Origin of the sequence: Pantoea sp. JGM49, assembly GCF_018257655.1 — a bacterium.
Lineage (GTDB): Bacteria > Pseudomonadota > Gammaproteobacteria > Enterobacterales > Enterobacteriaceae > Pantoea > Pantoea communis.
In genome coordinates, this window is sequence record NZ_JAERJM010000015.1 from 60,482 (window position 1) to 79,982 (window position 19,501).

Annotated in this window: 16 protein-coding genes; 11 read left to right on the forward strand and 5 right to left on the reverse strand. The window is 49.3% G+C overall.

Going from position 1 to position 19,501, the window contains the following annotated elements; genetic code table 11:
* The first annotated feature begins 168 nt into the window (after positions 1 to 168).
* Positions 169 to 1,035, forward strand: a complete 867-nt coding sequence (repA, locus tag JK231_RS21660; RefSeq protein WP_211729467.1) for a plasmid replication initiator RepA — start codon at positions 169 to 171, stop codon at positions 1,033 to 1,035.
* A gap of 966 nt (positions 1,036 to 2,001) precedes the next feature.
* Here repA and msbA read toward each other — a convergent pair.
* The gene (msbA, locus tag JK231_RS21665) at positions 2,002 to 3,759 is read right to left on the reverse strand and encodes a lipid A ABC transporter ATP-binding protein/permease MsbA (protein ID WP_349291527.1); all 1,758 of its coding nucleotides are present in this window, start codon (positions 3,757 to 3,759) and stop codon (positions 2,002 to 2,004) included.
* 272 nt (positions 3,760 to 4,031) lie between these two features.
* Between msbA and JK231_RS21670 the strand changes: the two genes are divergently transcribed.
* Positions 4,032 to 5,090, forward strand: coding sequence for a glycosyltransferase family 9 protein (locus tag JK231_RS21670; protein ID WP_249221780.1), 1,059 nt, complete (start codon positions 4,032 to 4,034; stop codon positions 5,088 to 5,090).
* Positions 5,091 to 5,278: 188 nt separating this feature from the next.
* Positions 5,279 to 6,214: a glycosyltransferase family 2 protein gene (locus tag JK231_RS21675; RefSeq protein WP_211729469.1), complete on the forward strand. Its 936-nt coding sequence runs from the start codon at positions 5,279 to 5,281 to the stop codon at positions 6,212 to 6,214.
* 58 nt (positions 6,215 to 6,272) lie between these two features.
* On the opposite strand, the gene JK231_RS21680 is transcribed toward JK231_RS21675, so the two are convergent.
* A complete protein-coding gene (locus JK231_RS21680) occupies positions 6,273 to 7,529 on the reverse strand; it encodes an O-antigen ligase family protein (RefSeq protein WP_211729470.1) in 1,257 nt (418 codons plus the stop codon).
* Between the two features lies 1 nt (position 7,530).
* Positions 7,531 to 8,502: a glycosyltransferase gene (locus JK231_RS21685; protein ID WP_211729471.1), complete on the reverse strand. Its 972-nt coding sequence runs from the start codon at positions 8,500 to 8,502 to the stop codon at positions 7,531 to 7,533.
* Positions 8,503 to 8,843: 341 nt separating this feature from the next.
* Between JK231_RS21685 and JK231_RS21690 the strand changes: the two genes are divergently transcribed.
* Together JK231_RS21690 and JK231_RS21695 are read left to right on the forward strand one after the other, a co-directional pair.
* Positions 8,844 to 9,206: a hypothetical protein gene (locus tag JK231_RS21690; protein WP_211729472.1), complete on the forward strand. Its 363-nt coding sequence runs from the start codon at positions 8,844 to 8,846 to the stop codon at positions 9,204 to 9,206.
* 228 nt (positions 9,207 to 9,434) lie between these two features.
* Positions 9,435 to 9,680, forward strand: coding sequence for a hypothetical protein (locus tag JK231_RS21695; RefSeq protein ID WP_211729473.1), 246 nt, complete (start codon positions 9,435 to 9,437; stop codon positions 9,678 to 9,680).
* A gap of 40 nt (positions 9,681 to 9,720) precedes the next feature.
* On the opposite strand, the gene JK231_RS21700 is transcribed toward JK231_RS21695, so the two are convergent.
* Positions 9,721 to 10,401 (reverse strand): SOS response-associated peptidase family protein, encoded by a 681-nt coding sequence (locus JK231_RS21700; RefSeq protein ID WP_211729474.1) that lies wholly within the window; start codon positions 10,399 to 10,401, stop codon positions 9,721 to 9,723.
* A 338-nt stretch (positions 10,402 to 10,739) separates the two neighbouring features.
* Between JK231_RS21700 and JK231_RS21705 the strand changes: the two genes are divergently transcribed.
* Both JK231_RS21705 and umuC read left to right on the forward strand, forming a co-directional pair.
* Entirely contained in the window at positions 10,740 to 11,117 is a 378-nt protein-coding gene (locus JK231_RS21705) for a S24 family peptidase (RefSeq protein WP_211729475.1), read from the forward strand.
* Positions 11,118 to 11,119: 2 nt separating this feature from the next.
* On the forward strand, positions 11,120 to 12,385 hold the full coding sequence (gene umuC, locus JK231_RS21710; RefSeq protein WP_211729476.1) for a translesion error-prone DNA polymerase V subunit UmuC: 1,266 nt from the start codon (positions 11,120 to 11,122) through the stop codon (positions 12,383 to 12,385).
* Positions 12,386 to 12,496: 111 nt separating this feature from the next.
* Here umuC and JK231_RS21715 read toward each other — a convergent pair whose 3' ends face one another.
* Positions 12,497 to 14,302, reverse strand: coding sequence for a DUF4209 domain-containing protein (locus JK231_RS21715; RefSeq protein ID WP_211729477.1), 1,806 nt, complete (start codon positions 14,300 to 14,302; stop codon positions 12,497 to 12,499).
* 316 nt (positions 14,303 to 14,618) lie between these two features.
* On the opposite strand from JK231_RS21715, the gene JK231_RS21720 reads away from it, so the two are divergent.
* The 4 genes from JK231_RS21720 to JK231_RS21730 all read left to right on the forward strand — a co-directional run bounded on the left by JK231_RS21720 (position 14,619) and on the right by JK231_RS21730 (position 19,472).
* Positions 14,619 to 14,930, forward strand: a complete 312-nt coding sequence (locus JK231_RS21720) for a hypothetical protein (RefSeq protein WP_211729478.1) — start codon at positions 14,619 to 14,621, stop codon at positions 14,928 to 14,930.
* Positions 14,931 to 14,977: 47 nt separating this feature from the next.
* Entirely contained in the window at positions 14,978 to 15,100 is a 123-nt protein-coding gene (locus JK231_RS25685; RefSeq protein ID WP_283094327.1) for a hypothetical protein, read from the forward strand.
* A gap of 2 nt (positions 15,101 to 15,102) precedes the next feature.
* Entirely contained in the window at positions 15,103 to 15,381 is a 279-nt protein-coding gene (locus tag JK231_RS21725; RefSeq protein ID WP_211729479.1) for a hypothetical protein, read from the forward strand.
* Positions 15,382 to 15,650: 269 nt separating this feature from the next.
* On the forward strand, positions 15,651 to 19,472 hold the full coding sequence (locus JK231_RS21730) for a DNA-binding protein (RefSeq protein WP_249221781.1): 3,822 nt from the start codon (positions 15,651 to 15,653) through the stop codon (positions 19,470 to 19,472).
* Positions 19,473 to 19,501 lie beyond the last annotated feature (29 nt).

Below are 19,501 nucleotides of genomic sequence, written 5' to 3' on the forward strand. Positions count from 1 at the left end.
ACGAAACCCCGATAATCTTCCTCAGTTTGGCGACTAGGTAGAAGACTAACGGGGCCCACTTATTCTGCATAGAAGCTGTTGCTCTATGCGGGGAGTATAGTTTCATGCCCGAAAAACTGCAATACCTTCGGTGCCTGCTCCTTCTGTGCAACATAAGCGCAGGAAGGTTTGAATAAGCAGGTCTCTGATAACTCATCATTTTATCGTCAGGTAAAAAACCCGAATCCGGAGTTCATTCCGGAAAAAGGCAAAAAAACCCTGCCGTTCTGCGAAAAAATCCGTGAAAAAGCTTTAGGCTTTACGCAGCGCATCGAGTTCCAGGCACTGGTGGCCATGGAAATCGCCCACGGAGCCCGCAAACGCCGTCCGCCTGAGCTCCGCATCCGCGCGCTTGAAGCCGCGCTGCAGGCGCTCTGCCACTATTACAATCCGCTGGCCAACCGCGTGGGGGCCTCACTCACGACCATGAGCATCCGCTGCGGGCTGGCCACGGAGAAAAAACGCCTCTCGATCACCCGTTTCACCGGCGCCGTGCAGTTCCTGGCGCAGCTGAAGCTCCTCACCTATACCACCGAATACGATAAAGACATCGGCTGCAATATCCCCACGGACATCACCTTCGCGCCGCTGATGTGGCAGGTGCTCGACGTGTCGGAAGAAGCCGTCGCGGCCGCCCGCCGCAGCCGCATCGAGTGGGAAAACCGCCAGCGCGAGAAGAAGGGCCAGCCGCGCGCCGACGCCGGCGAGCTCATTAACGCAGCCTGGGCGTTCGTACGCGAGCGCTTCCGTGAGTACCAGAAGTCCCGCCGCGAGCACGGCCTGAAGCGCCACCGCGCGCGTAAAGACGCGCCGCGCACCCGTAAGGATATAGAGCAGCTGGTCCGCCTGCAGCTTCAGAAAGAAATCCGTCACGAGCGCTTCTTCGGCGGTCTGGACGCGGTTAAGGCTGAAATAGAGCGCCGCGTCACCGAGCGCATGAAGCTTTCACGCGGCCGCTATGCCCGACTGGACGACGATCTGCTGGTCACGACCTGACATCCGCAGAGACCTCACGCAATCCACTGGCGCAGCAGCGCCGGCTTTCCCCTGCCCGCAATCCGGCCAGAACGGCCGTTATCCCCCTGACACCACCCCGTTTTCAGCTATCCGGTTTGCGCCGGAGGCCTTCGCACGTCCGCAGTAAGTCATTCGCATAAAATTCATCCACATCAGTTCCTTACTACAGCCATCCAAATGGGATCCGGCGCACAGATCTGGCGCCGGTGGACACGTTTTTAAGTTATCCACATTAACCACGAGAGGCTTTGTTTCATAACTTCTGACCGTATAGTCAGTTAACTGCTGTCCGGACTTTTTCTAAACCGCGCTGTTCCTTTTAAACACCCGATCTTTATTCTTTTAAAAAACCGTTATTACTTACCTTTAAAAATAAAACCTATTCGACACCCGTCCTGTGGACAGGTGAATAACGAACGCCCTTGCAGCGGACTGACGTCCGCGCCGGTTCGTCAAGACGCTTCGCGTCTGAGGTAGCTCCCGCCAGAAACGGCGGGCAAACTGCCCGGTTTCATCAGCTCAGCAGGAACAACCGACAAATGTGCCCATCACACTCGCGCAGACATTACCAAAGAGCGAAACCCACCTGAAAAGCGCCGCCGCCCCGGCCCATAGGGCCGGAACTGAGTCGCTTTATAGATGGATGTTGTACTTAAAGTCAGAAGTGGCTGTAGGACTGAGGCCCGCGATATTTATCTTTCGTCTGCGACCGTCCGGCTTATGTGCGGCTGAAAGGCCGCTGCTTAAACGGCGTCTGACAGGGAGGGGTTGGGCTTTCGCCATATTTAAGCCTGTAACCGGCTCTGCCGGGATCACGGCGCCCGATTGCAAAAGAGCAGTCCTTAACGGTTTCTGGCGCCTCCATGCCGCTTACGCGGCATTCAGGGGCAGGCTGCGCACTGCTCGCCTGCCTGATCTAAGTTTTGAGATGAGTTTTACGAATATCTACTGCTGCGCGGTAAACTGCATGTCATGCAATTTGCTGTACATACCTGACTGTTGCAAAAGGCTTTCATGGCTTCCGCGCTCACTGATTCGCCCGTCATCCATTACGATAATTTCATCGCAGGCCTCAATAGTAGAAAGTCTGTGAGCGATAATCAGTACCGTGCATTCGTGCCTGAAATTTTCCAGTGACATTTTTATTGCGTGCTCGGACTCATTGTCCAGTGCTGAAGTCGCTTCATCCAGGATGAGCAGCGGCGTTTTCTTTAACAGTGCTCTTGCAATGGCTATTCTCTGACGCTGACCACCTGATAGCTGGACACCATTTTCTCCGGCCATTGTATCAAGGCCTTCGGGCAATTTATCAATAAAAATATCGGCATAAGCCTTAGTTGCAGCGGTACTGATATCCGCACAGGAAATAGTTTCAGAGCTGGCATAGGCGATGTTGTCAGCCAGACTTGCGTCAAAAAGATGGACGTGCTGGGAAACCAGCGAAATTTTTTCCCGTAGCGATTTCAGCTGATAACTCCTGATTTCGTGCCCGTCCAGTAGTATTTCTCCGTCGTAATCATCGTAAAAGCGCGGGAGAAGACTAACCAGGGTAGATTTTCCTGAACCTGATCGGCCTACCAGCGCCACGGTTTTACCCGCAGGCACTCGGAAACTTACGTTACGAAGAGCATAGTCTTCCGAGTTTTCATAGCGGAAGCTGACATTGCGAAACTCCAGCTCTCCACGCACACCCTCAGCAGAGAGAGTACCTTCGTCGCGTTCCTGTGCGGTATCCAGAAGGCTAAACAGCGAGTGGCATGCCGTCATGCCCTGCTGAAAACCGGCGTTGAGTCCTGTTAATGATTTCAGCGGGCGCATTATCATAAACATGGCGGAGAAAACCACCGTCACAGAGCCGGCAGAAAGTGTCTCCAGTACGGACGGGAAACTGGCAGCGAAAAGCACCGCGGCGAGTGCCATCGAAGCGATCATCTGAATGAATGGGTCTGTAAGAGCAGCAACAGAGACCATTCTCAGGCCGTGCTTGCGCATTGAGTTACTGACGTCTGCAAATCGCGTCTGCTCAGTCATCTGCCCGCCGAACATGCGTACTTCACGATGATTTCTGAGCATCTGCTCAGCGCTGACGGCTACACTGCCCATGGTTTTTTGCAAATCCTGACTGATTCGGCGAAACCTGCCGGAAACCGCCCGGACGCTCAGCGCGATAACCGGCGCTACGACCAGGAGCACTATGGAAAGTTGCCAGCTGTTCCAGACCATAAGCACCATCAGAGCGATAATTGAGGCAGAATTCCGGACCAGCGAGACGAGGGTATCAGATGAGGCCGATGCAACGCGCTCAGAGTCATAGGTAATTTTGGTCAGAAGGCTACCTGACGAATGGCGATTATGGTAACTGACAGGCATTCCCATCAGATGACTGAAAATCTGGCGTCGCATGGACATCACCACACGACCCGACACCCAGGCCATGCAGTAATCTGATACGTATCCTGTCACACCACGTAGCGCAACGAGTGCGATGACGGCAAGTGGCAGCCAGCGTAACGATTCGGGTGTAACGCTGCCAAAGCCAATTCCATTCATCAGGGGCTTAAGTAGTGATAGCAGGCCTGCATCTGTTGCGGCACTGACTATGAGGGCCAGACTTGCCGCAAATAATCCCTTTTTGTATGGGGATATGTAAGGAAGAAGCCTGCGGAACGTTGCCCGCGTGGAGAAATCACTAAATTGATTCACGTAAAAATTCCGGTGACTGAAAAGACATCCGGGCGTTTTATACATGCCACTCTCTCAAGTCCAGAATAATTTTCATGCAAAGTGCTTCAGTCCTCAGTCAGGCAGGCTGTTGTCTACAGATACTGCCTGAACACGAGGTTGCAAAATGCGTGGGGCCTCAGAGCGGTTTTTTTGATACCTGAAAAACGTTAATATAGAAGATAATCCGTTCATCTACCGAATGGATATTAACCGGAATTTTATTATGACCTGTTCTCAGGTATGGGTAATTTATGCAGTTCCTTAAAGCATTCAACAGAAATAAAAACGAGTTCCTCAGGGAAATCAAAAAAAAGGCTTTGTTATGTTTCCTCCGTGTACAGAGATCCCGTTCCTCTTTTGAACTCAATATGGTTCGCAATATCCTGCTGCTTCGTCTCGATGATAAAGTAGGCGATATGGTTGTCACGACAGGGACGGCATATTTACTTGCTAAAAAGGGCTTCAGGGTTTCAGTCCTGACTGGCCCGGTATGTGGTCAGATGCTGAAGAACTGTGATTATCTGGATCAGGTCATTCAGTATAAGAACCGCATGTCACTTGACGTGTTACACGCACAGAAGTTTGATGTCATCATTGATTTAGACGACGTGCTGGATTATGAACGTCTGAGTCTGGCATGGCGTATGAAGCACAGCCATCATATTGGCTTCAATAAAAATATACCGGCCCTCTACAACCCTTCAATCAGTTATCTGGACGCGGAAAAACACATTACGGAACGTCATAAACGTGTTCTCGCGCTGTTTAACGTTTATAACGAAGATTTTCATTATCACCTCGGTCGATGCAGCGCTGAGGAGAATAAGGTCAGAAGTGCCCTAAGGTACACCCACGGCGACGTTATCGTCTCCATTAATCCTTTTTCAGGTGCACCGGATAAGGACTTTTCTGCAGAGCAGGTCATCACGCTCATTCGCTTTATTCAGACCGCTTACCCGACTGTCAAGATTGTGGTAATTGGCCAGAGTGCTAAGGTACAGCCATTCAGCGAATACGGAGCCTTTATCCTGGCGGACAGTACGATCAACACTGCAATTGAGATCGTCAGGATATCTGACGTTGTGGTGAGTACGGACACCTCTGTCGTCCACATAGCTAATGCGCTCAATCGACCTCTCGTCGCGCTGTATAACAGGCGTAAACTCAAGGATACCGGCTTGCCCGGGTATAAAATATGGGCACCCAATTTTTCTCTGGGAAAACAGATCCTCGTCGATGAGGACAATATCAGTCAGTGTTCGATATCGACTGTATTTCCGGCGATTGAAACAGCAATACGAAAAGGATAACTGCACTGAGAATCTGTCTGTGGCTGTTTAACAGAATTTTCCTTGATTGGGTTAAAAAACATTATTTGTCAACATCTTAACTTTGCACGATGAGATTTCTGTTCAAAATTGAACTATTCTTAACATAATCTTTCTGGTAGTTTTCAGCACGCCAAAGGGTTGGTGTATGCACGTGTGTTGGGAGTTCAATGATAACAACTAATAATGGTCCCGTACTCAGCATCATAGTAACGGCGCATAACTGTGAGAATTACCTTGAACAGTGTCTGAAAAGCCTTGAGACTCCTGCCGGTGAGATACCCGATTGCTCTGAGATAATACTCATAGACGATGACTCTGAAGACCGATCGCCTGAAATATGCCGAATATTCTCTCAGAAGCATAAAAACGTGACATTTTTTCCGGTAAAATTCAGGAATATCGGAATGGTGCGCAATTTTGCACTCGACCATTGCAGTGGTCAGTACGTCACGATGATTGATGGTGATGATCAGGTTATTCAGGGAGCCTTGTCTGACATTTTGCTTCAGCTCAGTGAGCATAAGCCGGACATGCTCCTCACCCGCCTCAATGAAGTTTATGACGCTTCACAGATAAAATGTCATTGGACAGGTCTGAACGCTACTGCAGTTTCACGGGATGAAGCCATCACGAAGTTTCTTGTTCATCGTGAGGTTCAGGCTCATTTTATCGGGCAGTTTATCCTACGGGATATCCTCTCCGGACTGAGATTTCCTGAGTTCCGCTGCTATGAAGATGCCTATCTTTTTCCGTATGTGCTGGCGAGATCTAACACAATACTTTTCGCCCGCAGTGGTCCTTACCTGTACTTTAAGCGTAAGAACAGCTTATCCGTAGACATTGATGCAGAAAAGGTAAGCATGCTCATCCAGGCCACAGATCAGATGGCGGTCGCTTTTGGTGTGGGCTATGAAAACCTGATTGCATGCCACTGGATCAATATTCAGCACAGACATAATGCAGACATTTCAGATGAACGAGACAGGGCACATGTACGGGGTATTTTAAACCATATACCCTTCGTGTCGTTTTTATGTGATGCCCGCGTGAGGCTGAGTTTTAAGAAAAAGTACCTTAAATTCTGTTTAACGCGTGCCCTTTGAAAGAGCATCAGCCTGCCAGCGGCCGCTGAATTAATTGACGGTCACTGGCAAGCTGTCATTATCTCTGGCTGGAATTGCTGCCTTCAGCAGTCTGCAGCAGGGCATAGCTGATAAAAACAGAGAGACATATTGTCGTGACCGAAAGTGACTGTATCAATACGGTATCCGTCAGTCCGAAAATAACAAACGAAACCGGCAAAATGGTTATGGCTGAAGGGCGCCTCGTCAGAGGAACAATCAGCAGCACAAGATAAAAGACCAGAATTGATACTCCGCCGGCAATCCCCTGCAGTGACAGCGTTTCCAGAATGTCATCATGAAGGTGATACTGAACATTCTTGTAAGCTTCAGGATTTTTTCGCTCGTGATCGACAATAAACTGGCGGGCTTTTGACGTTCTCTCGTCTGGGCTTTGTCCCATCAGAGTCCAGCTGATACTGGCATCCCCTCCCTTCCAGATAGAAAAGCGTGCGCCAATCGACGTATCATTATTTGTATTGTAAGACCCAATCTCCGTGCGGATGCTGTCCAGTCTCTGCCATACAGACTGTGGCAACATGGTAAAGCCGGCGGCCATCAATACGACCAGAGGAATTAATGCGAATCTGATGAGCCGTGCATGCGTCAGGCAGAAGAATCCCAGATACAGTATGGGTAAGGTCAGCACTCCCGCCCGGGATTCAGTCAGGATAAGCAGCAACGTGTTGAGCAGGAAAGTAATGCTGAATATACAGATCCTGCCTCCTACGTGCTCCACGGCTCTATAGCCTGTGAAAAGCGTACATAAAGCCAAAGCCGTAATCAGATACGACACGGTGCCGGCTGAATCAGTCAGCAATTGTATCCGCAGCCCCGTCAGCAGATGCTCATGTACTGCAAATCCCGTTGTGGCAATGAGCCCCGCAAGCAGGATAGCAAACCCAATGAGTACAGCCCTTCGCGTAATGTAGTGCCGCCATGCGATAAAAAAATATGCCATCAAGCCAGAAATTATGAAGAGTTTCCCGCCTGTACGATAATTTGAAGTGATATCGCTGAACTGAGCATGTGAATACATCTCTCCCCACGTAAACCTGATCGTGCCGATCAACATCAGTGCAGCAGCTACAGCCAGAGCTACTCTGTCGAAAACAAAATTTCTCTGCTTAATATTTATGGCCATAAACAGCAACGATGCATAGCCGGCGAGGTATAACAGCTTTCGCGGATAGGCATCGACAAAAAGGGATGTTGAAAGGGCCGTGCAGATAACAATAAAAATAGCCTGATAAGCTAATCGGGCCGTAATAACGGGCCTCTTTTTAAGGTGCAACATCTTAGAAATACCTCATCTGGAAATACCGTAACCGCCAGTACACACCTCTGAGTAACTGGTGCGTCCGGAACATGGTCTTGTACATTTTTTTTGCCTGATGATGATTCAGAGGCAGATCGAATGAACGGGAGGCCACAGGGGAGTGGCGATATATTATTTGATAGTACTGGCAGACTTTCTGCTGATTCCATTGCTGCCATGGTTTATCAGCGCCTGCATAATGAATAATGCAGGTATCGGCTGGCACATCTTTTTTATAGCCGAGCACATTGTGAGTCAGCATTTCAATGTGATTAAATCGTCTGTCGACGTAACAAACTTTTCCCTCAAGAACGATGTTAAGTGCATCCTGGTCAAGATATTGCAAAGGCTTTTCTGCGTTAGTCAGTACCTGGAGTGCCTTTTCGCTGATGCCGATCTCATTCCATTTCTGGATGTTGATTAGCATCATACCCGCGTTGAAATAGACCGTGTTTTTCAGCCCAGCATTCTCTGCTAGGGCTCTCTGAAGATTGTCAATTTCTCCGACAACGAACGCCACAGCATCCGGATCCCTTTTGGCTAATAGCCATAAAGGATCGAGTGATTTGATACAGACCATATCAGCGTCGAGATAAAGCACATGATCGGCTTCCGGAACCAGTCGAGGCGCAAGCAGGCGATAATAGGTAGCGCGTGTAAACAACGCGGTTGTCGGAAGTGAACTGAACAGACCCTCGCCCGCATGGTGAACTGTTAACCCATGCTTTTTACCTGCCAGAACTTCAGAAAACCGGGCTGCATCACTTTCACCAAATTCTGAAGAAATGATATGAAAATGGTAAACGGAGTGGCCAGCCTGCTCTATGACCGACATCACCGTGATTAACGCATGAGAAATGAACTTGCTGTCTACACCGAAAAATATATGTCTGTTGCTAACCGAGTCCGTGATTACTCTGCTTCGTATAGCCTGAAGGTTAAGTTGCTCCATACCTGTCCAATATCATAATTAAGCTGGCAAGCGGTATCACTCTGCTAACCTTGACTGAGGGTCCTGCAATGATACCGTGATGCATACATTATCATTGACTACGCGCATAACAGATACCCCTGAATTCTCAATATGTTCTGTTACTAAGGTTTTAAGGAGGAGCTGCTTTCTCTGAGTATCGTACCCCTATGAGGCATTCAGGTGCAGGCTGCGCACTGCTAGACAGCCCCGATATCAGATTCGATATTCAGCCAGGACAGACTGCACTACTGTGCTTTTTTGAGATCGTGGTCAGCATGCAATGCTGTCTGAGGATTTTGAATAAATACCTCTGAGGGTATATGACCGACAACGAAGAAGCAGAGTTTAAGGATGTTTTGCTCATTATGATTAAGCGCTCCGTAGCCTGGTATCGTGAGCAGGACTTCAGCCACATGAACGATGACGTGCGGCCAGCACTGGAAAGTATATTCAGGCCGGGATACGGGTATGACCCCAGTGCCAGCGCCCAGATTGGCATTAATATGATGATGATTGGTCAGGTATGGCAGGATGAACGCTTCACGGCATTTGCCGACAGGGCTGCCCGGACGTCATGTAACAGGAAAACCATCGGTAAACTTCCCGGAAAAATTGCTCTTAGGCAGCTGCTGGACGAGGTCAGTGAAGTGCTCAGAGAGCCCGGGTTTTATGCGACTGAATAAATTAATTAAATCCGGCGCCATATGTTGCAGCACCGGATAACGGGGCATGGCCCGAACTTCATCCCGGAACTGCGGCAATCGCAATCTGTACGAAATTTGTACTCATCCGACTCCTGTCAATGGTAACCTGAGTTTTAGTCTTCTCAGGCAGCGGGCTGCCCGTCCTGATAAACCTGTTTCACTGTAAGCATGCATTCGTTATCGGATACGACTTCTGCAGGAGTTCTGATGAGAATTAGTGAAGATGAAACTGACCAGGAAATTTACCACGATGCCTGCTTCGCGGCCGGCATGTGCTGCATGAAGCTTGCCAGCGAGGGCGGAGAAATAAATCGTGAGCGGCTGGCCATCGAGCTGATGCGGCTGCTGGGCACTTTAATTGAGAAAAGAGAAGAGTGTCCCCCTTCTCTGCTCTTTGCCATTGAGCAGCTGCGCGGCGAACCGGACGAAGAAATGGGTCGGGAGTCAGACTGAAACGACTGGTACAGCGTATGCCTCCTGTGGCGCCGGCCGGTCAGCCATTATTCTCCATAACGGCCTCAATCAGCTCCCGGCCCTGATGGTGAATGTTACCCACCTTTCTGCTTACCGGATGCCAGGTAAACGCCTTTTCCGACAGGGCGGCGTCATGGGCAATTTCTTCTGCCCGCGAGGGCGTCGTCTCCGGGCTAAGCCACTCACGGACGGCGTCAGAGGAAAGCACCAGCGGGCGCCTGTCGTGAATATCAACCATGCCCCTGTTACTGGCCGACGTCACAATCACAAACCCTTCTTTTCCGTGGTCCTGCCCGTACGGCTGCCTGCCGATGGCCGCAAAAAACAGGGGCTGATTATCTTTATGATAAATGCAGAACGGCTGCTTCTTATCGCCTTCTTTCTTCCATTCGAACCAGGCGTCAGCGGGCACGATGGCGCGCCCGTGGTTCCACAGCGACTTAAACATCCGCCCGGTGGCCGCAGTTTCCCCGCGTGCGTTAATCAGCGGCTGTTTATCCCACCACTCCGGGCCATAGCCCCAGAAAACAGGGTCGAGGCGCAGGACGTCGTCCTGCTCGTTGAGGAGCAGCACGCGCGTGCCCGGCGCAACGTTAAACCGGCCGATGGGCTCAGGGTCGAACGTGATTTCGTCAGGTTTCAAACCGAGGGCGTCAAAATACTCATCACGGCTGCTGTACTGCGCAAATCTTCCACACATAGAGACCTCCCGCTGTTGCTGTAAGGATAGCGACATATACTGATATCAGACGCTTTAATTTGGTGCGCAGGTGCAGACAGGAGTTGCAGATGAATTACTATCAGAAGCTGAGTCAGCCCGCCGTCAGAGCGGAGATGGCGCATGACTGGCCGCCTGCCGCCTCGCAGTGGCAGACGCTGCTCAGACGGCCGGCAGCCCACCCCTGGCGACAGTGGATAATCGGGCGCGTAAAATACTGCAGGGCGCGCGCATGTGATATGCCCCCGCGACACTGAAGCCGGTTAAACAATGCATGCTCATTTTACCGCGGTTACCTGCTGTCAGAACGGAGACTGTCTATGGCCTTTCAGAGCCCGGCCCAGAATTACCGAGAGACGCGCCTCAACCTGGGTGACCTCGTCAGCCTCTCCCCTTATTCCACCTATCTGATGCGCAGCGACAGCGATTTTCCTGACGCCGGCATCGTGAAAGGTTCAGTGCTGGCCATCGACCGGGCGCTGGCCGCGACGCATGGCCAGCTCATTGTTGCCGAGGTGGAAGGCGAGCTCACACTGCGGCGCCTGCTGCTCAACCCCGTTCCCGCCCTGCAGGCGCCGGATGCGGATGAAACCGTCACGCTGATCGACGTGAGCCAGCCGCTGCCGGTCTGGGGCGTGGTGGCCTATGCCCTCACCGACGTGGCCGGGCTGGGATTCAGCGGACCCGCCGGAGAGTGACCATGTTTGCCCTTGCGGATGCCAACAACTTTTATGCCTCCTGCGAAACCGTGTTCCGTCCCGACCTGCGCGGCAGGCCCATCGTCGTCGTCTCTAACAACGACGGGTGTGTGATTGCCCGCTCGGCAGAGGCGAAGCGGATGGGCATTAAAATGGCCGCCCCGCTGTTTCAGAACGAGCGTTTCTTCCGCGAGAACGGCGTGCACGTGTTCAGCTCCAACTACGAGCTGTACGGTGACATGTCGGCGCGCATGATGGCCATACTGGGAGAAATGGCGGCGGGGCAGGAAGTCTATTCTATCGATGAGAGCTTTCTGGACGTGACCGGAATTGGCAGGCTGATCCCGCTGGATATGTTCGGGCAACAGATGCGTGCGCGCATCCAGCAGGAAACGGGGCTGATTATCGGCGTGGGCTTCGGGCCGACCAAGACACTGGCCAAGCTCGCCAACCATGCAGCCAAGAAGTGGACGAAGACGCACGGTGTGGTGGACCTGTCCGACCGGAACCGGCAGCGGAAGCTGCTGCAGCTGACTGACGTCAGCGACGTCTGGGGCATCGGGCGACGCATCAGCGTGCGCATGAACCAGCTGGGCATCAGCACGGCCCTGCAGCTGGCCGACAGCAACGTCAGCATGATACGGAAGAACTTTGACGTCATAATCGAGCGCACCGTGCGGGAACTGAACGGAGAGTCCTGCCTGGCGCTTGAGGACGCGCCGCCGCCGAAGCAGCAGATAGTGAACTCGCGCTCCTTCGGGCAGCGCGTCACGCATCTGGAGGACATGCAGCAGGCGGTGGTGCTTTACGCCACGAGTGCGGCGGAGAAGCTCAGGGAGCAGTACTCGCGCTGCCGCCACATCAGCGTATCGATAGCCACCGGCCGACACGGGGATGAACCGCAGTACTCGAACACCGCATCGTGCATCTGCGACTACCCGACGAACGATACGCGGGACATCATTGACTCAGCCCTGCGGGGACTGAGCACCATCTGGCGTGACGGATACAGGTACGCGAAGGCCGGCGTCATGCTGGGTGATTTTTATCACTCTGGCGTGGCGCAGTTCGACATGTTCAGCGAGCAGCTGCCGCGCGCCAACGCTGACGCACTGATGGCGGCGCTGGACGGCATCAACCGTTCGGGCCGGGGAAAGGTATGGTTTGCGGGCCAGGGGGCTCAGGACAGCAGCTGGCAGATGAAGCGTGAGATGTTGTCACCTCGCTACACAACGAGGCTACGGGACATTCCAGTGGTCCGTGGCTAGTCATGATATGCTTCCCCGCTGCTGGCAGCGGGGAATTAAACTCCTTGAGGAAAATTACTCGGTAATACAAACCACTGGCTTCAATTAAGTACCTAGATAGATTTCATCTATTCAATGCTCTAATGGGATTTTTATCATTGGCGCTGTTGTCAGTGAAAGGATTATTATCTTCAGGAAGAGCCACCACGCATAAACCACAGCTGTACTGTTTGCAGCTCCGTCACTGAGAAGTCCGTGAGCCACGCAGTTTCTGAGGTTTGCCCCAAGGGATTCAGTGAAAAGCGCGCGGATATTAAAATGCATATCTTCGTCGAAAATTTCATACGTCTCTGGCTTCTGCATCAGTGAGCCCAGCCCGATTTCTTCCTCAGTACCATCAGGTTCCACTTTACTGGTCCTCACCCCTGATTTCTTAAGAAGAGTCCTGACCAGGTATTCAACCTGCGGTGCCAGAATGTGAATGCACTCGGCAAAGCGGTATTCGAAGCCCAGAAATAAAGCTCTGGCGGTCAGTTCTACCCGGTCGCGGTCAATCAGAGGCGAATGCTGGCACAGCTCTTTGAAAAGAGGCAGGGTAAAATTGTATTCCTGCAGAAGCCGGTTAAGGGACGGAAGGATGTGACCTGCAACCGCTACCTGCAGAGAAAAGTCATACGAACGCAGCCTCTCATAATCTTGTTTACCCGGGCCCTCCCCGTTTCTGCCTGAGCGCCCGACCACGCGGCCGTCAGATGATAGATGCACCGCGCCAAAGAGGTCGGCAATGCTGATTTCACGTTCTGAATTATTTTCGTCCAGGCTCTTTACGCTGATGATACTAAAACCGGTAAAAAACAGGCAGCTCGTAAATATATCTTTCTTGTCTCTTACATGCCTGACCGAATGTTCGACAATGTCGGAAATGTCTACTGAAGGTAGCGAAAAGGTCTGCATGTCATCCAGTGAAAGTTCCCCGTGCCTTCTCAGGCGCTTCTGGCACTCCTCAATTTTTTGATCAGCGAAAAATACTGCCCGCGACTTGCCCGGTATAAGCCGGTATCTCTGCAATGCACGCTCATACAGTCCACTGGCAATCATGTTTCCCTGGCTTTCCGACTCACCACGCATTTCTGCTTCCTCAAAGAGACACTCTGCACTTTCAAACAGAGCCTGCAGGCTTTCAGCTCCATTCTTCAGAGAGTTGTAGATCTCATGGGCCATATAATAAAACCGCTCAGCAGGGTAAAAATCATTATTACTTCTTCGTTCTTTTGCAGCTGTCAGGATTAACTCTACATTTCTTTCTGTATAACTTCGACCTACCGCATACTCATACATAAAATAAATGAGGTTAAAACTAATTCCCGGGGATGAAATCGTATGGCTGTCAATATAGCTCTGCATTGACTCCTCAATTCTTGCTAACTTTTCATCTTTATGAAACGTTCTGCAGAGTGTAAGGGCGCGGACCCAGTGATTTCGCTGGTCAAAATGCCATTTCTCCTCAGATAGCGGCGTCAGAAGGTATCCATCAATTATCCCGTCAACGAGCTGCCAGCGCCTCGGCGTATCCAGATAAAGCGATATTTCTGCAATTCTGCTCTTTAACAGGCCCGTACCGATAGCGTAAAAAATCCTGTCTAATAACTGGCGATCATCTCCGGAAAGATCCTCGGGTGAAACTGACCTCTCGTCCTGCAGCCTTACAGAAGGGATGATAGGCACATTGTAACTCTCTGGTGCCATTGCCATGTGGCAGATAAAGGCAAGCACTCTGAAGGCACCTGCAAGTTCTGCATTGTTCTCTTCAGAAAACGCATGCTCTTTATGTGCAAAAAGCATGTGCATATCAGAGTACCGGTTTCCCTGCTTTTCCGCAGACAGGCGCTCTGCAGCCTCTGTTTCAGCCAGTAAGGTGTTAAAATTATCTTCCGTCATAAAGCTGACCTCATTGTTAATCGCGGTGATAAACCAGTTGTGAATGCGGCTTCGGTCTGGTATGTGCAAAAAAAAGGACACTTTTTTATAATTTATTCTGTAGGCGTGAAGACAGGGCGTGAGCTTAATTATTTTCTTTGCGACCGCTTTATGCACTGCTCTATGACATAGTCGGCAAATGAAATCCTAACGTGCTGCGGGTTTGTTTTTGGCCTTTGCAGGAGATATATAATATATTCCTCATAATCTGAAGCAGTCCATCACAGAATGGTCGCTTTTTTCAATTATTCCGCCAGTTTGTGTTAAGGATAAATACATGTCTGATGAAAGAATTATTACCTGTTCTCATTGCCGCAGCGACATTCCCTACGGCGCTAACGTGTGCAAAGGTTGCCGGGCAGAGATCAAATATGGTACGCCTGGGTTCTTCATGCTGCTGGGCTTTCTGATGCCTGCCGGAGTCGGGTATTTCATTGCAAAATACCTGGTGACATCGCTGGGCTTCGGTGAAAATGCTGGCCTGATTGTCTGGGGAATAATAGCGGCGGGCGGCTGGTACGGTGCGTTCAAAATATGTCGCGCCTGTTTCGGAGATTATGTGTCGTTCACCCGCCTGAAAAATCAGTAGCGCCACTGCCTGTCACATCCTTATAAACAGATGCAGGGAGTAATGTAATGGAACTGTTTCACGGTACCCGTCAGCGGTTTGACCGGTTTGATGTTGCATTTATGGGAACCGGAGATTCAGGGGGCATTCCTGCCTGCTGGTTCACCGATGATTTTGAGGGGGGCGCTTAACCATGCTGTCGGATACAACAGAAATCCCGGTGTGCCCTTCGTTTACAGGTGTGAACTCACCAGCCATGCAATTATGGCTGATCATGGTGTCAAGCCAAGCAGATTTTGCCACCCGTCTGTCGATTACACTGCTGGGATCGGGCAGGGACTGGCATCATCTTTACCTGCCTGAATATATCAGGATAGGAAGGGGGCTGGTCTATAAAGGCAGAAGGAAAGCTTCGCCAGATGAAACTATCCGCTGGTACAAGGAATGTGGCATTCACGGCATTCATGACTAGGAAGAATCCTACACTGATATGTACCTCATAGGTTGCTAAGCCTCTTGGGTTATAGATGTCATCAATACTGTCTCTGAGAGTAACAGTGTTACCTGCAGGAAATTAAGCTTTGTGACAGATATTCTAAGCAGCTTATAATTCTGAATATTCATCCAGTTTCCCGTCTGACTGGTCCATTTACTTGCTATGTTGTGAACATCTCCGGTTGTATTCAGGAGGGCTGTAATTATATTACACATCAGCAGTTACCATCCAGCTGAAGGATAAAAATGAGACTCTTTACGGATTTGAAAATGAAATGCAGCGAAATAATCTCTGGCAGAAAAGATACAGCTGTACCTGAGAACAGTACTGAACAGGTCTACGATGCACTGACCCCGGTGATAATAAAAGATGACCGTACCGAAGAGTACTTTACCGCCCTAGATTATGCCTTTTCAGAAAATCAGGTAAGAAACATTGCCGTCACCGGCCCCTACGGGGCGGGGAAAAGTACGGTGATACTTTCTTATCTTGATGAACGGAAAGAAAAAAATTTTATCAGCGTGTCTCTTGCCGATTTTTCCCTTTCAGGAAAGGACCTGGTACCGCCAAAGAATTCAGAAATTGAGCTGAGTATCCTTCAGCAAATCCTTTATAAGGAAGACAAGTCGTCCCTTCCCGACTCACGTATCGACAGGATACAGAAAAGAGACAAAAAACATATCTTTGGCATCTTTTTTTCCTCTCTCAGCATAGTATTGCCGCTTTTTTTATTCAGCCTGTCAGTCATGCCACAAAAAATATTGTCTTATTTCGGCACGGATGAGAAGACGCTTGCTTATGTAGAGAATGCGTTTCCGGGCCGGTTAGTGATCAGTATGATACTGGCTTTAGCTTCCCTTTTTTTTACTGTCAGGGTGGCCTCTAAAGCGGGCTTTTTCGACAAAAAACTGAAGCTGAACAAAATAGCCTTTCTACAGGCAAGCGCTGACGTTTCCGCGCAGGAATCCTCCTCACTGCTAAACAACTGCCTCGACGAAATCGTCTACTTCTTTTCCCGTTCCAGAAGCAAAGTAGTCGTGTTTGAGGACCTTGACAGGCTGGGGAATTCGGAGATTTTTGTGAAGTTAAGGGAGATAAATCAGATAATAAACAATAATAACAAAAATGAGCCGATTAGATTTATCTATGCTTGCCGTGATGATATTTTTCTTGGCTCTGATGTACGAACCAAGTTTTTTGACTTCATTTTGCCCGTCGTTCCTGTTCTCGACAGCCGGAATGCTTACACCCACCTTAGAAACAAACTGAATGGCTTTCCTGTCAGAGACAATGTTCTTCTCAAGCAGACTTCTCTGTATATTTCTGACATGCGCTCTCTTAAAAACATAGCCAACGAGTACAATGTCTTCAGGCGGGTGGTTGAAGAAAATAAAAATGAAGCGAAGATTTTTTCTGTCATTTTCTACAAGAACGTCTACGCCCAAGATTATAACCTGACCGACAAGAAGTCAGGGGTGCTGTTTTCATATATAAAGGATTACAGGTTAAGAAATCTCCATGTTCACTATTTCAACTCGCTGGATGAAAAAAAAGCAGAACTGGAGGAGAAAGCCCAAAGACTTGAAAAAGAAAGCGCTTCGTCAGCTGCCGACGTCAGAAAGGAAATTATCTGCAGATACATTTCTGAAGCATTATGGCCCGTTCTTTATTTTTGTAAGTCACAGCATGGTCGCTCTCATAGTGCTGCTTTCACTCCAGAACAGTTATGGAGCGATGAAATTACTTTCTTGAATTTTTTTAATGGCAGCAGTAACTGTTATATAGGCTATGATGCCCATCGCCCTAATGCATATAACCCTACATACAAATGTTTTGAAGTTGATATCAGTGATGTAGAAAATGAATACAAAAAAAGAGCAGAGCTGGTTTTTTCAGACCGAAGGCAGCAATACCAGAACGCCGTATCGGATCTAGATGATGTGAATGAAAAAATACGTATACGCAATTCCATCACGCTCGCAGAATTAACTACGTTGATCGGTGAAAAAAGATTTACCCAAATAGCCGAAGGCTACATAGAAAAGTTCAGCAGCCAGGATATCCTTGACGGGAAACAGCTCGATACCCTGCGAACGGGCTTCCTCCGTGGAGGCTTTGAAGTTCTGTACTACCTGTTGACCAACGGCTACATCATGCAGGATTACATGATGTTCAGATCAATCTTTCAGGAAGGAACAATTTCAGTAAACGATAACGACTACATCAAAGCAGTGGGACGCTTTACCGGGTGCAAAGAAGTAAATGACAGCTTTTCTCTGGACAGTGAAAAAGATGTGATTTCCGAACTGGCAGACCAGTACTATATATATCGTGAAGGCGCCCTGCATCATCAGATCGTCACCTACCTGATGAAGATACCCACTGAGATAAATGCAGGTTTTCTCTCAGCTATGATTTCTAAATTATTTGAAAAGAAGCCGAGCGAAATTATGTCAGTGTTCGACGTTCTGGCGTCCAAATTTATTCACGGTGATTCCTTTAAGGATTTCATTGTTTATTCTCTGGATAAAAACGGATATCTGGACAAAATGCTGTCTTTTCTTCAGTCAACGGAGCCTACACCAATACAGACCAAAATCATCATAAATATGATTGCATTTGTTAATCCGGTTATTTCCAATAACAAGGTAAGTTACAGAAAATTTGTTAGAGAGCAAGGATACAGTCTGCTATCCCGCCTTGATGAAAATACGTTTCAGCCCTTTATGGATAACATCAGGGAACTCGGTGTAATTTACAGTGACGTTAAACTGCCGGATACCGATACTGAGGCACGTGCTTTGAGTTATATCGCGGAACACTGTATGTACCGCTTTGATAAAGCCAACTTCAGGACTGTGGTCGCGGGTCTGCTCGCAAAGGATAACGTATCCTGTGAGGATGCCGATGCCCTCCCGCTTTCTCTCGTAATGGACAATGACTTATCGCAGGTGAAATCCCTCATTGATTCGAACATTGATGTTTTCGTCAGTGAAATGTTTATTGGTTCAGATGAGAACAGCTCAGTGATTGTCAGCATGCTCCTTCATGACACACTGTCTGATGAGGCAAAAACGGATATTTTGGAACAAATGCAGTTTTCCGTGCCTGACCTGCATTCGTTCGGCGAAGACTTTATCCAGACAGATGAGGTGCGGTCCTGGCGGGACCTGTTTTTCCTGCACGACCACGTGGAGCCTCGCTGGATGCCACTGCTAGAGTATATTCATCAGGAGTGTGACCAGGTTGTTCTGACCGGCTACATTAACAGGCACGCTGAAGTTCTCGGCATCCAGCAGGTCGCATTTACCGGCGACGGGGATGAAAAACAGTTATATGAACGAGTTATCTGCGATGACGATCTGAGCGACGAAGCGTATAAAGCAGTACTGCCTGCCCTGCCGGTAAGTATGGATTTATGGGATCAGAATCTGAGTTCCAAGAATGTCAGCCGTATGATATTTAATAACAAAATCAGTCTGGGGACTGAGTCGTTTTCAAAAGTCACAGAGCGGTTAGGCACACTAACCAACGACTACGTGTGCGAAACTTTATTGTTCTGGTTTACGCAGTTCAGGGAGGAATTTCTGACTAATTCAGAACACTATCTGAATACTGATAATGATCCTACTTACCATGAATATATGCTGGTCTTAGTATGTCGTTCTGCTGACTTTAGTGTAGCTGAGAAAGCCGGCCTTGTATTACATGGCTACGAGAACTTCGGCGAGGAAGGCTTGGATATTTTGGGGTTATCCGATGAGATCATTAAAAATATGATTCGAAAGGCAGGCAATGACGACCTGAAAATAAGCCTGATACTGAGGCTGTTAAAAACGGGTAACCTCACTATGAAAGACATGTCTTCCCTTGTGAACGAACTCAGTGAAACCGAATACAGAAAAGTATTTTCCCAGAAAACGGCGACTCTCACTCTGAACAACAGTACCGAGGCCGAAGCTTTACTCGGAGCTCTGCATAACTATGGCTTTATCACCGGATGGTCAGTCAGGAGTGAAGGCAAGTATTTCGTCACCTGCAGGCGGTCTTTTGAGGAAGACGAGTAAAATCTACAGCGATTTTTTACAAAGTGGGA

Excerpts from the sequence above, each read along its gene's own strand:
- JK231_RS21670 (WP_249221780.1), top strand. The coding sequence starts at position 4,032 with ATGCAGTTCCTTAAAGCATTCAACAGAAATAAAAACGAGTTCCTCAGG.
- JK231_RS21675 (WP_211729469.1), top strand. The coding sequence starts at position 5,279 with ATGATAACAACTAATAATGGTCCCGTACTCAGCATCATAGTAACGGCG.
- JK231_RS21680 (WP_211729470.1), bottom strand. The coding sequence starts at position 7,529 with ATGTTGCACCTTAAAAAGAGGCCCGTTATTACGGCCCGATTAGCTTAT.
- JK231_RS21685 (WP_211729471.1), bottom strand. The coding sequence starts at position 8,502 with ATGGAGCAACTTAACCTTCAGGCTATACGAAGCAGAGTAATCACGGAC.
- JK231_RS21690 (WP_211729472.1), top strand. The coding sequence starts at position 8,844 with ATGACCGACAACGAAGAAGCAGAGTTTAAGGATGTTTTGCTCATTATG.
- JK231_RS21695 (WP_211729473.1), top strand. The coding sequence starts at position 9,435 with ATGAGAATTAGTGAAGATGAAACTGACCAGGAAATTTACCACGATGCC.
- JK231_RS21700 (WP_211729474.1), bottom strand. The coding sequence starts at position 10,401 with ATGTGTGGAAGATTTGCGCAGTACAGCAGCCGTGATGAGTATTTTGAC.
- JK231_RS21705 (WP_211729475.1), top strand. The coding sequence starts at position 10,740 with ATGGCCTTTCAGAGCCCGGCCCAGAATTACCGAGAGACGCGCCTCAAC.
- umuC (WP_211729476.1), top strand. The coding sequence starts at position 11,120 with ATGTTTGCCCTTGCGGATGCCAACAACTTTTATGCCTCCTGCGAAACC.
- JK231_RS21715 (WP_211729477.1), bottom strand. The coding sequence starts at position 14,302 with ATGACGGAAGATAATTTTAACACCTTACTGGCTGAAACAGAGGCTGCA.
- JK231_RS21720 (WP_211729478.1), top strand. The coding sequence starts at position 14,619 with ATGTCTGATGAAAGAATTATTACCTGTTCTCATTGCCGCAGCGACATT.
- JK231_RS25685 (WP_283094327.1), top strand. The coding sequence starts at position 14,978 with ATGGAACTGTTTCACGGTACCCGTCAGCGGTTTGACCGGTTTGATGTT.
- JK231_RS21725 (WP_211729479.1), top strand. The coding sequence starts at position 15,103 with ATGCTGTCGGATACAACAGAAATCCCGGTGTGCCCTTCGTTTACAGGT.
- JK231_RS21730 (WP_249221781.1), top strand. The coding sequence starts at position 15,651 with ATGAGACTCTTTACGGATTTGAAAATGAAATGCAGCGAAATAATCTCT.